This window comes from Microbulbifer halophilus (assembly GCF_026183675.1).
In the GTDB taxonomy this organism is placed as follows: domain Bacteria; phylum Pseudomonadota; class Gammaproteobacteria; order Pseudomonadales; family Cellvibrionaceae; genus Microbulbifer; species Microbulbifer halophilus.
In genome coordinates this window covers 29,300-43,584 of sequence record NZ_JAPIVK010000020.1, presented here as the reverse complement: position 1 = coordinate 43,584, position 14,285 = coordinate 29,300, and the positions used below count along the sequence as shown (strand labels likewise).

Annotated in this window: 13 protein-coding genes; 5 read left to right on the top strand and 8 right to left on the bottom strand. The window is 64.1% G+C overall.

Annotated features, from left to right (window positions below; genetic code table 11):
* Positions 1–53 precede the first annotated feature (53 nt).
* The gene (locus OQE62_RS11815; protein ID WP_265722244.1) at positions 54–995 is read left to right on the top strand and encodes a DUF4340 domain-containing protein; all 942 of its coding nucleotides are present in this window, start codon (positions 54–56) and stop codon (positions 993–995) included.
* 180 nt (positions 996–1,175) lie between these two features.
* Here OQE62_RS11815 and OQE62_RS11810 read toward each other — a convergent pair whose 3' ends face one another.
* The 4 genes from OQE62_RS11810 to can form a co-directional block, all read right to left on the bottom strand.
* Positions 1,176–1,949 carry a glycerophosphodiester phosphodiesterase gene (locus OQE62_RS11810; protein WP_265722243.1) on the bottom strand — a complete coding sequence of 258 codons (774 nt, stop codon included), beginning with the start codon at positions 1,947–1,949 and terminating at the stop codon, positions 1,176–1,178.
* A 159-nt stretch (positions 1,950–2,108) separates the two neighbouring features.
* Positions 2,109–2,651, bottom strand: coding sequence for a flavin reductase family protein (locus OQE62_RS11805; RefSeq protein ID WP_265722242.1), 543 nt, complete (start codon positions 2,649–2,651; stop codon positions 2,109–2,111).
* 155 nt (positions 2,652–2,806) lie between these two features.
* Positions 2,807–4,459: an FAD-dependent oxidoreductase gene (locus OQE62_RS11800; protein ID WP_265722241.1), complete on the bottom strand. Its 1,653-nt coding sequence runs from the start codon at positions 4,457–4,459 to the stop codon at positions 2,807–2,809.
* Positions 4,460–4,735: 276 nt separating this feature from the next.
* Positions 4,736–5,392, bottom strand: coding sequence for a carbonate dehydratase (gene can / locus OQE62_RS11795; RefSeq protein ID WP_265722240.1), 657 nt, complete (start codon positions 5,390–5,392; stop codon positions 4,736–4,738).
* Positions 5,393–5,487: 95 nt separating this feature from the next.
* Between can and OQE62_RS11790 the strand changes: the two genes are divergently transcribed.
* Positions 5,488–5,655 (top strand): hypothetical protein, encoded by a 168-nt coding sequence (locus OQE62_RS11790; RefSeq protein ID WP_265722239.1) that lies wholly within the window; start codon positions 5,488–5,490, stop codon positions 5,653–5,655.
* A 14-nt stretch (positions 5,656–5,669) separates the two neighbouring features.
* Positions 5,670–6,167 (top strand): GNAT family N-acetyltransferase, encoded by a 498-nt coding sequence (locus OQE62_RS11785; RefSeq protein ID WP_265722238.1) that lies wholly within the window; start codon positions 5,670–5,672, stop codon positions 6,165–6,167.
* 174 nt (positions 6,168–6,341) lie between these two features.
* Here the strand turns inward: OQE62_RS11785 and OQE62_RS11780 are convergent, their stop codons facing one another.
* Together OQE62_RS11780 and OQE62_RS11775 are read right to left on the bottom strand one after the other, a co-directional pair.
* Positions 6,342–7,547, bottom strand: a complete 1,206-nt coding sequence (locus OQE62_RS11780) for a PepSY-associated TM helix domain-containing protein (protein ID WP_265722237.1) — start codon at positions 7,545–7,547, stop codon at positions 6,342–6,344.
* Positions 7,548–7,610: 63 nt separating this feature from the next.
* Positions 7,611–9,722 (bottom strand): TonB-dependent siderophore receptor, encoded by a 2,112-nt coding sequence (locus OQE62_RS11775; RefSeq protein ID WP_265722236.1) that lies wholly within the window; start codon positions 9,720–9,722, stop codon positions 7,611–7,613.
* A gap of 234 nt (positions 9,723–9,956) precedes the next feature.
* Between OQE62_RS11775 and OQE62_RS11770 the strand changes: the two genes are divergently transcribed.
* A complete protein-coding gene (locus tag OQE62_RS11770; RefSeq protein WP_265722235.1) occupies positions 9,957–10,694 on the top strand; it encodes a 4'-phosphopantetheinyl transferase family protein in 738 nt (245 codons plus the stop codon).
* Here the strand turns inward: OQE62_RS11770 and OQE62_RS11765 are convergent.
* The gene (locus OQE62_RS11765; RefSeq protein WP_265722234.1) at positions 10,580–11,281 is read right to left on the bottom strand and encodes a thioesterase II family protein; all 702 of its coding nucleotides are present in this window, start codon (positions 11,279–11,281) and stop codon (positions 10,580–10,582) included. The two genes, OQE62_RS11770 and OQE62_RS11765, sit on opposite strands and share 115 nt — an antisense overlap.
* A 146-nt stretch (positions 11,282–11,427) precedes the next feature.
* Between OQE62_RS11765 and OQE62_RS11760 the strand changes: the two genes are divergently transcribed.
* The gene (locus tag OQE62_RS11760; protein WP_265722233.1) at positions 11,428–13,710 is read left to right on the top strand and encodes a TonB-dependent siderophore receptor; all 2,283 of its coding nucleotides are present in this window, start codon (positions 11,428–11,430) and stop codon (positions 13,708–13,710) included.
* A 347-nt stretch (positions 13,711–14,057) separates the two neighbouring features.
* Here the strand turns inward: OQE62_RS11760 and OQE62_RS11755 are convergent, their stop codons facing one another.
* Positions 14,058–14,276: an MbtH family protein gene (locus tag OQE62_RS11755; RefSeq protein ID WP_265722232.1), complete on the bottom strand. Its 219-nt coding sequence runs from the start codon at positions 14,274–14,276 to the stop codon at positions 14,058–14,060.
* Between the last annotated feature and the right edge of the window lie 9 nt (positions 14,277–14,285).

Below are 14,285 nucleotides of genomic sequence, written 5' to 3'. Positions count from 1 at the left end.
GCGGCCCGGAGGGGCCGCGGCCACTTTTCTCAAAGAATTCCGGGGAAATAGCAATGAAAAAACTGCAATTTTACCTGAGCGGTTTTCTCGCCCTGCAACTGGTGCTGGCCACCGGTCTCTTCTGGCGCGAGCACCGCCAGCAGGAAATGCAACAGCAGCGGGAGCCGCTGCTGGCGGTGGAAACCGGGCAGATCGAAAAGCTGGAGATCAGCGACGGCGATGCCAGCGTGACCCTGCGCAAACAGGGTGACACCTGGCTGCTGCCGGAGCTGGAGAAGCTGCCGGCGAATGCCGACAAGCTGGATACCCTGCTGGAAAAACTGCAGGGCCTGCGTACCGGCTGGCCGGTGGCCACCACCGATTCCAGCCGCGAGCGCTTCGAGGTGGCCGAAGACAGATTCCGCAAACGGTTGCGTCTCTATACCGGCGGCGAAAAGGCGGTCGCGGAATTCTATCTCGGCACTTCGCCGGGTTTTCGCAAAATACACCTGCGCAGCGACGGCGACGACGCCGTCTACGCGGTGGAGCTGAGCAGCTTCGAATGGCCCGCGAAAGCCGCGGACTGGCTGGATAAAAAGCTGCTGGCCGCCGGCGATGTGGAGGCCATTGACGGGCCCGACTATCGCCTGGCAAAGCGCGATGGCAAATGGCAGTTCGACGCCGGCGAGGCGCCGCTGAATAGCGGCGAGGCAGAGCAACTGGCCGACGCGCTCAAAAACCTGCGCGTCAGCAAACTGGCCGCCAAAGTGCCGGAAGCGGAGCCGGTGCGGGTGAAAGTCACTACCGGCAGTGGCGAACTCGACTACGAGTTTCTGCAGGCGGACGAACATTTCTACGTGCGCCGCGGTGATCGCGAACAGTTGTTCGAACTCAGCCGCAGCGCCTTTGATCGTATTGCCGGTGTGCGCAACGAGCAGTTGGTGCTGGAGGAAAAGCAGGAGACTGAACGTACCGCTGGTGAGGAACCGACAGCGGATAGTGCCGCGCAGAGTTGATCGCGGTCTGTAGGATGGGCAAAGGAGCGCAGCGACGTGCCCATCGAGGACCCTGATGGACATGCTGCGCTTTGCCTATCCTACGCATACATTTCGGCCCGTAGGAGCCTGCAAGCAGGCTCCTACGGCCGCGCGGTGGTAGCGTTTGTTGCGGATAAAGCCGGGGGGGCTGTTTTCCCGTCAGGCGGAGCGCTGCGAATCCCCGCCCGCCGTCGGCGACTGTTGCAGCAACGCCTCCGCCGTCCTCTGCGCGTTGTAATCCATGATCAATTGCGGCTCGTCGGTAAAGACCCCGTCCGCCCCCATGGCCGCCACCAGTTGCAGGTCGGCGATATTGTTCACGGTAAACACATAATTCCTCAGCCCGCGGCGCCTGCCGTCCGCGATCAGTTCCGCGTCGACAAAATCCAGGTTCAGGTGCATGGAGTAGGCCTTGAGCGGCTCGGCGCAGGCGGCCAGGTCCAGGGGGATTCCCTGCATCAGCACGCCGCGGCGCACCTCCGGGATCCGCTGCAGGCACTGGTGTAGCTGGCGGTGGTCGAAAGAGGAAACCAGGTACTGTTCGAAACTGGAGCCGCTGTCGCGCACATAGGATTCCAGCTCCTGCGCCACCAGCGCGGCGCAGTCGGGGCCCTTGAGTTCGATATTGAGCTGCACGTTGTTGCCCACCAGCTCCAGTACCTCGCGCAGCGTGGGCACGCGGGCGCCGCAGGGCAGCAGTTTTTCCCGCAGGGCCTCGGGGCACATCTCGGTGAGCAGTTCACTGCCGGCGATCAGGCGGCCCAGGCGGCGATCGTGTTTGACCAGCAACTGGCCGCGGATATTCCAGATATCGATCTCGATGCCGTCCACATCGAATTCCAGCGCGTGGGCGATTGCCTCGAGGGTATTTTCCGTGGCCCGCTGGCGGTAGCCGCGGTGAGCGAAGCAGAAGAGGGGGCCGGGTGTCTGCATGGGTGACGGTCTCGCAGAGCGGTGGTACACAGCGTAAACGGCAGTGTGCTCCCGAATTATGACGCCGGGATGACAGCTTCACCATACCGGCGCCCCGAATCGCGGGAATTTGGCGTTGAATGCGGCTTATTGACAGGAGGGCAGCGGCGCGGCCGGTGCTCAATCGCCGGCCAGGGCGCGGTAGCGGCCGCGGTGAAACACCAGTGGCTCACCGCCGGAGGCCGAGAATTCCAGCACCTCGCCCAGCAGGATGGTGTGGTCGCCGCCCTCGATACACTGGGCCAGGCGACAGTGGAAGTGCGCTGCGCAGTCGTCCAGCAGCGGCACCTGGTCGGGGCCCGGCCGCCAGTGCACCTGGCCGAACTTGTCGGCGCCGCGGCCGGCGAACAGGTTGGAGATATGCTGTTGGTCGGCCTTCAACACGTGCACGGCAAAGTGCTCGCCGCGGGTGAAGGCGTCGTAACCGAGGGACTCCCTGCCGACGCTCCACAGCACCAGCGGCGGATCCAGGGACACGGAGTTGAAGCTGTTGACGGTCATGCCCACCGGCTGGCCGGCCGCATCCCGGCAGGTCACCACCGTCACACCAGTGGCGAACTGTCCCAGGGTGTCGCGCAGGGCGCGGCTCTGGTCGGCCGGGGAGGGGATGGCTGTACTGCTGTCTGTGGTCATACCGTCGTTCATTTTTTGGGCAAGTTTCATTTCGGCGGCCATTCTACGGCAAAAAAGCCTCTTTTGCGCGTCTTGCCTCCGGCGTGCCAGCTCTCCCCTCTCCCTTTGGGAGAGGGATCGGGGCAATCCTCCGGGCCGATTCCAGCGCCGGTCCGGCCGGCTCCCACAGGGACGGTCTGCAACCGCTATCCCTCCATCAAGGGCGCGCACTCGGCGGTCAGCTCCTCCCTGGCCGCAATCGCGGCGCCGGTCAGCGCAAAGCCCAGCAGGTGGCCGTCCCCGTCGCGGAACTCGGCCCGCACGCCGTCTTCGGAGGATTCGATCCGCCAGCTACCCTCGGCGCCGGCGGGCGGCGGACAGACGGTGGTGGGACGCAGGGTGGTCTTGACCGCTACCGGGATGGCGCCGTAATACACGTCACCGGGCTCGCCGGCGAGGGTTTTCGCCAGCGCGCGGGCGCAGGCCATCAGCGGCGCGACGAAGTAGAGCTGGTGGCCGTCCACCTCGGCACAGTCGCCGAGGGCGTAGATATCGGCGTCGCTGGTGCGCAGCCGGCGGTCCACGGTGATGCCGAGGCCCGTCTCCAGGCCCGCGGCCTCGGCCAGGCCGGTGTTGGCCTGCAGGCCCAGCGCCGCCAGGGCGATATCCGCCTCCAGGGTTTCGCCGTTGTCGAGCCGGGCGCGAATGCCGGCGCCGCGGCGCTCGAGGGCGGTGACCCGGCTGTTGCCGTGGAAGCGCACCCCGGCGCCCTCCAGCGTGCGTTGCAGGTCGCGGCCGGCGGCTTCCGGCAGCAGGCTGGCCAGGGGCCAGTCGACGGGATCCACCATCTCCACCCGGTAGCCGGCCTGGATCAGGTCGTTGGCGAATTCGCAGCCGATCAGGCCGGCGCCCAGCAGCAGCACTTTGCGGCGGCCCACCAGCGCGGTGCGGAAGCGGTGGTAGTCGCCCAGGCTGTTGATGCGGAACAGGCGTGCGCCGCCGTCGCCGTCGATCGCCGGCAGCGGCCGGCAGCCGGCGCCGGTGGCCAGTACCAGCCTGCCGTAGCGCAGCCCGGCACTGTGGCTGCCGTTTTCCGGCACCAGGGTCAGGATCTTCGACTCGGTGTCGATATCGTTGACGTGGGTGCGCACCAGGATTTCCGCGTTCAGCTCCCGCGCCATGTCTTCGGCGGAGGCGGTGGCCAGTTGCTGCGGTGTCTTGCCGTGGGTCAGGGAGGCGGACAGCAGCGGTTTGGAGTAGAAGGTGCCGTCGTCGCCGGTGATCATCACCAGCGGCGTGGTCTCGTCCAGTTTGCGGAACTCGCGGGCCAGGTTGTAGCCGGCGAGGCCGGTGCCGACGATCACCAGCGGCTCTCCCTCGGCGGGCAGGGCGCTTTCGCTGCTGGCGGCGGGTTCGGGTGCCGGCTCGGGTTCGGATACCAGCACCATATCGAATTCGTCCTTGCTCACGCCGCACTGGGGGCAGCACCAGTCTTCGGGGATATCTTCCCAGCGGGTGCCCGGGGCTATGCCGTCCTCCGGCCAGCCCCTGGATTCGTCGTAGACCCAGCCGCAGACCATGCACTCCCAGAGGCGGTTGCCGGTTTGCGCCGGTGTGGCTGTCGGCTTCTCTGCTGCCCCCGCGGTGGCGGGGACGACGGGCGCCTTTTCCTCGGCGGCGGTGGACGCCACCGGCAGCATCTCGAAATCCTCCTTGGCGGCGCCGCACTCGGGGCAGCTCCAGTCATCGGGAATGTCTTCCCAGCGGGTGCCGGGGGTTATGCCATCCTCCGGCCAGCCCTTGGCCTCATCGTAAATCCAGCCACAGATCTGACATTCCCAAACGCGGTATTCGGACATCGGTTCTCCCGTAAAACTAATAGACTCGAGTTTTGGGTGGCGAGGTACTCGTCGATGGCACAAGCCGGAGCGGGGTGCGCCTTTCTGGGACTGTCTGCGAGAGGGACCTCGCAGACAAGCCTACAGGGATGTATTCACGGCGTGTCCCAGAAAGGCGCACCCCGCTCCGGCTCCTTGATCTGATCCCCCAAAACCCGGGCAACAGAAAAACCCGGCGGCGGCCGGGTTAACAAAAAATCTGGCTGGGGAGTGTAGGGAAAATCGGTCGGGAAGTCGCTACTCGGTATCCCGCTGGGCGATATTGGTCAAGGCGCTGTGGTAGATTTCGGCAATCTGGCCCGGGTCGCTCATGGAAATGCCCAGGTCGCGCACCAGTCCGTCCCGCAGGCTGTAGACCCAGCCGTTGACGGAAATCTGCTGGCCGCGGCGCCAGGCGTCGCGGACGATGGTGGTCTGGCAGACGTGAATGACCTGCTCCAGCACGTTGAGTTCGCACAGCAGGTCCAGGCGCTCTTTCTGCTCGAACAGGTCCACCAGCGTGTGGTGCTTGTCGCGCACATCCTGGATGTGGCGCAGCCAGTTGTCGATCAGGCCCAACTGGTTGTTTTCCAGTGCTGCCTGTACACCGCCGCAGCCGTAGTGGCCGCAGACAATGATGTGTTTGACCTTGAGAATCTCCACCGCATATTGCAGCACCGACAGGCAGTTGAGATCCGTGTGCACCACCACATTGGCCACGTTGCGGTGCACGAACAGCTCGCCCGGCAGCAGCCCGACGATCTCGTTGGCGGGCACGCGGCTGTCGGCGCAGCCGATCCACAGGTAGTCCGGCGACTGCTGCTCGGAGAGCTTCAGGAAAAAGTCCGGCGTTTCCTCGCGGGTTGCGAGGGACCACTGGCGGTTGTTTTTCAGTAGATGATCGAGGGGGCGCAAGGGAGCTCCCAATGTGACTGTTGCTCCATTAGTCTTTAGGGTATCCACTTTGCCGATAGAGGCCAAGGGATATTGTTGGAGGAGGGAAAGGAAAGATGGCGAGGAGAATCTGCAGGAAACCGCAGCGTCGTTGGCGCGCCTACCGCGCCAGCCCCCTGAACCGCCACCGTATCCGCGTGCGCTGGCTGTTGGCGCAACGCACACGCACGCGCAATTACCAGCGCCGCTTCCGCGATACGGCCGCCGATCAAAACACGCAATGATACAGGGAGAGCCGATGCGCGAAACGGCCACCGAACTGACAACACTGATAGCAGACTACCGCAACCCGGACCACGCCGCCGATATCCTGCAGTTGATGGATGAGTATTCGCGGGACCCGTTCGGCGGCGGCGAACCGTTGTCGGATCTTTGCCGCCGGGAGCTGGTGGACCGGCTGGCGGATTTCCCCGGCGCCTTCAGCGCACTCGCCTACCGGGAAGAAACACCGGTCGGGCTGGTGAACTGCTTTACCGGCTTCTCCACCTTTGCCTGCCGGCCACTGATCAATATTCACGATGTGGTGGTGAGTGCCGGTGCCCGCGGCAGCGGTGTCTGCACCGAGATGCTGGACCGGGTGGCGCGGGAGGCAAAAGCGCGCGGCTGCTGCAAGCTGACGCTGGAGGTACTGGAGAAAAACCGGCCGGCGCAGACCGCCTATCGCCGCTCCGGTTTCAAACCCTACGCGCTGGACGAGGAATTCGGGCAGGCGGAGTTCTGGCAGCGGTACCTGTAAACCCCGGTAGCGACACCTTCGCCCGCAAATTCGTTAAGTGAACAGCATTGCGGTTGAGAGGGCGATGATCACCGATCACCCAACCGTGTTGCTGTCGACTGCCGATCGAAACCGGCCCCGTTTTGTTTCTGCTACCCGTGTGGACTTTTCCCGGGGGCCGCTCCCGCCGGGGTATCAGGAGAACAGGGCCGCAGTTGTTCCCAGGCAGAGTCCCAGCAGCAGCCCCGCCAACCATTTCCAGTGCCCCATGCCGCGCCAGGCGAAGCGCCAGCTGCTGCCGTCGGAGCGGGCGGAATTGACCGTGCGCAGGCCGTACAGGTGGACGCCGCTGAGGGACAGGGCGCTGAGGAAGCAGCCGAAGAGGAACCACAACCATCTGCTGGTGCGCCCGCCGAAGGTACCGAAATGCAGCGGGTCCGCGGCCTCGGAGATCCGCAGGTGGATGCCCAGCCGGTCGCCCCGGCGCGTTTCCAGGAGTTCGCCACGGCGGGGATCGAATGCCATCTGGTTGGCCCTGTCGCGAACCAGCAGGGCCTCTGCCTGGCCTCTCAGCCTCAGGCTTTCTCCCGCTTTTCTCGGCAGCAGTATCGAACGGATGCGTATTTCCGGGTAGATCTGCCGAGCCGCCTGTACGACCGCGGTGATGGTTTCCTCGGTCGGCTCGATTGGCCCGTCGCTGGCGGGGGCGGTGACCGGTGGGGGATAGCTGGCATGCAGGCCCCAGCGTTCCGCCAGATACCAAATCCCGGTCATTGCGATCAGGACAATAAACCACAGGCTCCAGACGCCGAGCAACCGGTGTAGCTGGCCCCAGTAGCGGCGGGACGCCTTGCGCCGGCCCTTGCCGGAGCGCTGTTTACTGCGAGGAAGTTTCCCAAAGCCTTTCCACCATCCCCGATAGCAGACAATGCCGGTGACCAGGGCGATCAGCAGCAGGAAAGCCGTGGCGCAGACGATGGGAATGCCCACGGCGAGCGGCAGCATCAGATGGCGGTGGGCCTGGCGGAAGAAGCGCTGCCAGTTGTACCAGCGGCCGGTGCCGGTGACCCGGCTGCCGGTGGGGTCCATGTAGATGCGAAAGCGCTTGCCGTTCGCATCCAGCGCCACGGCCTCCACTGCAAACCAGCTGTCCACGGGCGCTTCTATACTCAACAGTTGCGCCTCCGGGTGGGCCGCGCGGGCGCTGCGGTAGAGTGCCGCCCACTGGTATTCCACCGGTTCCACCGGGGCCTGCACGCGCATTGCCGGGTTGAAGAGCCAGTCGATTTCGTGGGAGACGGTGGCCAGGGTGCCGGTGACCAGGACAAAGCTGAGCAGCAGCGAAAGCTTGAGTCCGGCCCAGCTGTGCAGGCGGTACCATTTCAGGCGGTCGATGGTCACGGGTCTACAGCCCTCTTCCCCGGGCCCACTCCCGAAAGGGGGAGAGGGCAGTCAAGTTCCAAGTCAAAAGTCCTGCGTCACCTGCACCACCAGCTCCCGCGGCTCCCCGGGAAAGTGGCCGTTGCGCTCGTTGAAGCCGCTGACCGCGTATTCCTTGTCGAAGAGGTTCTTCGCGTTCACCTGCACCAATGTGTCGTTCCAGGCAGTGCTCCAGCTCAGGTCGAAAACGGTAAACGGCTTGACCCGTTGGCCGCTGAGGCTGAACTGTTCGCTGACATAGTCGGCGCCGAAGGCGATGGACGAGTCGATCGACGGGAAGTCGTAGCGGGTCCAGAGGCCGGCCTGGTGCTCGGGGGCGTTGGTGAAACGGTCGCCGCTGTTGAAGGTGTTGCGGAAGTAGGCTCCCTCCACCGCTTGGGTAACTCTGGTGTCGTTGTAGGCGTAGTTGGCGGTGATGGTCCAGGTATCGCTGAGGTCGCCCACCAGCGTTGCCTCGAAGCCCTGACTCTCCACTTCGCCCACGTTGACCAAGGCCGGGATGCCGTCGCCGGGGCCGCCGTCCTCGGGATTGGCCTGGGCCACGTCTTTCTTGGCTATGGTGTAGACGGCGAAAGTGGTCATCATGCTGCCGTCCAACCATTCGTTTTTCACGCCCAGTTCAATCTGCTCGCCGGTTTCCGGATCCAGGTTGCCCTCGCCGTCGACATCTTCCTGGCTACCGAGGCCGATGGGCTGGAAGCTCTCGGAATAGTTCAGGTAGACGGAAGTGTGGTCCGTCGGCTTGAATACCAGGCCGGCGCGGGGGACCAGCGCAGTGTCTTCGAAACGATAGCCGGAAGATTTCTCGGTATCCTCGAAGGTGTCGTAGCGCAGGCCCACCAGTGCCGACCAGCGCTGCCCCAGGGTGATCTGGTCCTGCAGGTAAACACTGTAGCGATTGGATTTCGCGCCGTCGCTGCCCATATCCGTGAGGTTGTAACTGGAGGGATCCGTCTCTCCGTAGTTCAGCTCGAAAATATTCAGGTTGCCCACGCCGTCTGCTTCGTAACGGGCGCGGTGGTAGTCGTAGTCGGTGTCCACCCTGTGGTAGTCGCCACCGAACAGAATCTCCTGGTTGTCCAGGCTGTAGACGAAATCTGCGGTCAGGCTGGTCTCGGTATTTTCCCGGTATTGCTTGCGATACTCCCGCTTGATGGTGCCGTCGTCGATGGTTGCCTCGCCATCGCCGTTTACTTCCACCCAGCTGCGGGATTCGTGATACTGCTGTTCGCGCTCGTTGTCGAGGCGGCGCAGGGTGGTGCTCAGGCTCAGGTCCTCGCTGAACTGGTGATCGAGGGTCGCCTGTAGTACCAGCGCCTCCAGGTCCTGGAAATCGTCCTTTTCGTTGGCGTTGTAGGAGCGGTCGACCAGAAAGTTGCCGTCGTCGTCCACCGGCACGCCGCGCAGCCGATTGCCGCCCAGGTCCTGGTTGATGTAGTCGAGAGTGGTGGTCAGGCGCGTCTTCTCGGCCAACTGGAACAGCAGGCCGCCGGCGACTTCCTGATTGATGGCGTCGGCGTTGTTGCGAAAGCTGTCCTGCTCCTCGTAGAAGGTGCCGAAGCGGTAGGCGACGGATTCGCCCAGGCTGCCGGTAGTGTCCACCGAGCCGCCCAGGCGCTCGTAGTTGCCCAGGGTCAGGTTGACCTCGGTGGCCTCCTCGAAGCGGGGCTTCTTGGACACATAGTTGATCATGCCGCCGGGCTCGCCGCCGCCGTAGAGGGCGCCGGCCGGACCCTTGAGGATTTCCACCCGCTCGAAGTTGAACAGTTGCGGTACGCCGAAGCCGGAGTAGGGATCGCCGCGCACGCCGTCGTAGAAGACGTTGGCGTCGTCGCGGAAGCCGCGGAAGGTCACACCGGAATAGCTGAATTCGCTGACGCCTGCCACGGCCCGGTAAAGATCGGTAACCTGGCGCGCAGCCTGGTCGCGCATTAACTGGGCGCTGAGTACCTGCACCGACTGTGGAATATCCATGATGTCGGTGGCCACCTTGGTGCCGACGCGGGTTTCGCTCTCCAGGTAAAATTCCTGGGCGCGGCCGGTGACCACGATTTCTTCTTCCAGCCCGTCGGCGGCCGCGGCGCTGGCAGCTTGCAGGGTGATGGCGAGGGGCAGGAGGTGTCTTGCGGGTTTCACTTTGGATTGTCCTTGTATCGAATTGGGGGGCGGTAACATCTGGGAGCGAGAGGTTAGTGATAGAGGATGTAAATGTAAATTGTTATCATGTGCGTTTGGCGCAAAATTCTTCCATAGACAAATTTGGAGAGAGGGATCGACAGTGGGGGAGAGGGCGGTCGGCTTGCGGGGAAGCGTGGCGGATCGCCGGGCGCCGCGCGCTCCTGGCGGCGCTCACTGCCGATAGTGTTATCTATGCTGGATATCTGGTTCACCCGTGAGTTTCCCGATCTGCCGCCCTGCCTGAACCGCGAGGAGCGCGGGCGCAGCGAGCGCTTCCTGCGCGGGGTGGATCGGCGGACCTTTGTGCAGGCGCACACGTTCAAGCGCCTGCTGATCAGCCACTACGACCCGGCCACAGCCCCGGGCGACTGGCGCTTTGTGAATTCGTCGTATGGAAAGCCCGGCATAGCGCCGTCCCACCGCTGCCATTTCAATCTCAGCCACAGCGGCCCCTGCCTGGCGGTGGCGCTGGCGGATTTTCCGGTGGGGGTGGATATCGAGCGACAGCGGGAGATGAAAGACGTCGAGGTACTGGCCAGGGAGGTCTTTCACCCGGGGGAACGGGAGTGGCTGGTGGCGCAGCCCTGCTTTCTTACCGCCTTCTTCCGCTTGTGGACTGTGAAGGAGGCGATTCTGAAGGCGGTGGGGACCGGCTTTTCCACGCCACCGGACAGTTTCTGTTGCGAGGTGTCGTCCGGCGAGTTTGCGTCTGCCAATGTCGCGGGTAGCCGGTGGCACTGCTGGAGCCGTAGCGGGGGCGATTTTCACCTCAGCGTTGCCGCCGCCGTGCAGCCCCTTTCCGGCCCGCGCTATTTTCAGGTGCACGGCGCGCCGGTGGCCCGGTCCGTTTCTCCCTCTGCGGTTTGCCATCCCTCTGTCAGCAGGCTGTTGAGATATGCCAGCAGCGCGGATTGCTGCTGTTGCAGGTAGAAGTGTCCCCCGTCGAAGAATGTCAGGCTGAAGTTGTCGCGGGTGTGGGGGCGCCAGGCTCGCATCGCCTCCGCCGGGGTGCCGCTGTCCTCCCGGCCCGCCAGGGCGTGTATCGGGCACTCCAGCGGCGATTCCTCCCGGAAGTGGTAGTCCTCGTAGAGGTGCAGGTCGGCGCGCAGAACCGGTAGCAGCAGTTCCAGTATCTCCGGCATCTGCAGTGCGGTCTCGGGAGTGCCGCCCTGCTCGCGGAGAAACTCGATCAGTTCGCCGTCCGGGGCCTTGTGCAGGCGGCGGGGAGGAACGGGCAGGTCCGGTGCGCGGCGGGCGGAAACGAACAGGGCCCGGGCCGGCGGTCTGCCCTGCGCCCGCAGCCGGCGCTCGGTTTCGAAGGCGACCAGGGCGCCGAGGCTGTGCCCGAAAAGCGCGTAGTGCGCTGCGCCGTGCGCGCGCACCTGCCGGGCCATCTCCTCCGCCAGTTCGTCCACGGTGGTTGCAAAGGGATGGTTGAACCTGACGCCGCGGCCGGGGTATTCCAGCGGAACCAGTTCCACGCCGGCGTCGACCAGCGCCCGCCAGGGCTGATACATGGCGGAAGAGGCACCTGCGCAGGGCAGGCAGAAGAGGGTGATAGTCCGGGAAAGCATTATATAATGATAAGCATTATCATTAGTTGTATCAAATGCTATTATTCCACACCTCGCAATAAGAAACCGACTGACTAAGGACAGGTGCTATGGATCATGCAAACAAGAATCGCAACTCGATCGGAGGGGGAGTCCGGGTGCTCTGTGCCGGTATCGCCATTGCGGCCCCGTTGCCGGCCTTCGCCGCCGAGGCCGAATCTCCGGAAAGAGTGGAAACGGTGGTGGTATACGGCACCGACATGAATAAGTATGTGTTCGACAGGTCCGAGGCCGCCACTGGCTTCGACGCGGACACCGATGAGCTTCCGCGCTCGGTGCAGGTGATCCCGGAGCAGGTGATCCTGGACCAGAACGCCGAAACCCTCACCGATGCCCTGCGCAATGCCGCCGGCGTGACTCGCGCCCACGGCTTCGGCGGCGCCGAGGACCAGTTCCTGATTCGCGGTATCGCCAACAATCACCTGTTCGTGGACGGCAACCCTGTCGGTGCCCGCCACCGGGTCGATGTCTCCAATATCGCCCAGGTGGAGGTGGTCAAGGGGCCCGCCTCCATTCTCCATGGCCAGGTCAGTCCCGGCGGCATTATCAATGTGGTCACCAAGAAACCACGGGCCCAGGCAGCCACGTCCGTACAGTTCGATATGGACGAACACGGCGGCCGGGAACTGACCCTGGACAGCACCGGCCGGCTCGGTTCCGACAGTTTGCTCTACAGGACCGTGGTGGCGGCCGAGGACTCGGAGACCTTTCGCGAAGTGAATACTGCCGATGGTACCGAGGCGACCTCAGTCGAGCGGTTGAGCATCTCTCCCTCGGTCACCTGGATGCCGACAGAGCGGGACCAGGTTACCTTCCGCGTCAGCTTCAACGACCAGGAGCTGCCCATCGACCGCGGCACCGTCGCGCTGGCAGGTGAAAACGGCGAGCTGGGAATGGCCGATATTCCGCGGCAGCGGCGCCTGGGGAGTGAGTTCGATATTCGCGACAGTCGCGACCTGCTGGTACAGGTGGACTACGATCACGACTTCGATAACGGCTGGAGCAACCGCTTCAAGGTCGGCGCCTTCGAGAAGAAGTTCGACGACTACCAGACCCGGCCGGCGGCGGGGCTGGACAGCAGCCTCAACTTCAACCTCGGTGCGGTCACGGCCAATGGTATGCTGGTGCGCACCCACGACGGCAACCTGGACGTTACCGAAAAGGACCTCTTTATCTCCGACAGCCTCAGCGGTACTTTCGGGATCGGCGGTGTCGACAACAGTCTCTATGTGGGCGCCAACTACTATCGCCGCGGCGTCGACCACACCGACGCCTTCGCGCTCACAGGTGCCGGTGTCCCCGGCGTCTATACCTTCGATGTGGACATCGTCGATATCCGTGCCGATGAGCAGCCTCCGCTGGCGGCGCCGAAGAGCCAGACCGCGGTCAGCCGCAACGACGAGGTGACCCACGAGGCCGGCCTGTCGGTGCAGAACCTGGCACAGCTCACCGAGCGCCTGAACCTGCTCGCCGGTCTGCGATACGACTACTTCGAGCGCGAGGTGGAGCAGACCGCCTACTACACCGCGTTGAGCCCGGTCACCTTTATGGAAAACGCGATGCCGGAAAAGAGCGAGGAGTCCGATCACAACGACAACCTCAGCGGCCAGTTGGGCCTCCTCTACGAAATGGTGCCCGGTGTGTCCACCTATGGCGCCTACAGCGAATCCTTCCAGCCGAACTATACCGACATCACCGCCGGCGTAACCTCCCCGGAAAATCTCGATCCGGAGAAGGCCAGGCAGGTGGAGTTCGGGGTCAAGAGCCAGTTCCTGGATGACCGAGCGCGCCTGTCGCTGGCCTGGTACGATCTCGAGCGGCGCAATGTGGCCAAGGCTGAAAACCTGCAGCTGCGCCTGAACGGCGAAGAGGAGAGCCGCGGTGTAGAGCTCGAGGGCTCGCTGCAGCTGGTCGACGGTATGAACCTGATCTTCAGCTACGCCCGCGTGGATGCGGAAATCGTCGACGACGGCGAGGAGGCCAGGGACAACGAGGGCAACACCCCCTTCGGCGTGCCCGAGGATTCGGCGCGGGTGTGGGGCACCTACGAATTCACCGCGGGTTCCCTGCGCGGCCTGGGCCTGGGCGCCGGCGCCGTCTATACCGGCAGTCGCCAGGGGGACGACGCCAACAATTGGACGCTGCCCTCCTACACGGTGTTCGATTTTGCCGGCTGGTACTACCTGCCGGTCTCCGCCGATTCGCAGATCAAGCTGCAGGCGGGGGTCAAGAACCTCACCGACGAGGAATACTACCCGGCGAATCTCAGCGCTTTCCGCATCAATGTCGGCGAGCCGAGGACCGTGTACGCCAGTGTGCGTTACGAACTGTAAAAGCCATCCACTCGCGGGCCCGCCCCCGCGCCGTTCCGGCCCCGTGGCATAAGCGGCCGTTGATGGGGTTGCGCCACCGTCGGGTGGTGCGGCCCGCTAGTGGTTCATGCGGTAAATTCGGTGACTCTAGCTCACAGCCACGGGTTCCAGGGCAAGGCGACAAAGCGCAGGACTAGCAGCGCTAATTCAAGCTTTTTCAACGCAGCACTGGGGCCTGTGGCGAAGAGATAGTGTTGCTGAATTTACCGCATGGACCACTAGCCCGGGGAGTCCGGCCGGAGCTTCCTGCAACCGCTCTCAGTGCGCGGGCGGAAAACGGTCGGTCCCCGAGGAGTCCAAATGGGCCCTCAGTGCGATTGTGTTTCCCCTTCCATGGCCTCGCGCAGGCTCCTCGGGCGCATATCCGTCCATACCGCCTCGATATGGGCCAGGCATTCCTCCCTGGTGCCACTCTTGCCCGCTTCGCGCCAGCCGTCTGGTAGCGGCTTGTAGTCCGGCCAGATGGAGTACTGCTCCTCCCCGTTGATCACCACGGTGAACTGGGTATCCGGGTCGTCCATGCTCATGGGTCAATC